Annotated in this window: 1 protein-coding gene; it reads left to right on the plus strand. The window is 41.9% G+C overall.

All coding sequences use genetic code 11. The features are described 5' to 3' along the window. On the plus strand, positions 1 to 277 hold a 277-nt coding region (locus tag RYX56_RS22075), incomplete at both ends, for an ATP-binding cassette domain-containing protein (RefSeq protein WP_317124078.1).

The raw sequence follows: 277 nt of genomic DNA on the forward strand, positions 1-277 counted from the left end.
TACAGCGAATCCGGGTGAAACCGTCGCCCTTGTCGGTCATACCGGCAGTGGGAAGAGCTCCATCATTAATCTAATGATGCGTTTTTACGAGTTTGAACGTGGTGATATTTTAATTGATGGACATTCGATACGTGATTTTTCAAAGGATGAACTAAGGGAGAAAATGGGCTTGGTTTTACAGGATCCGTTTTTGTTTTATGGAACAATTAAAGATAATATTCGTCTTCATCATAGCAGCATGACAGATCAGCGGGTCGAAGAAGCGGCAAAGTTTGTC

Source organism: Alkalihalophilus lindianensis (assembly GCF_032843265.1).
In the GTDB taxonomy this organism is placed as follows: Bacteria; Bacillota; Bacilli; order Bacillales; family Bacillaceae_D; genus Alkalihalophilus; species Alkalihalophilus lindianensis.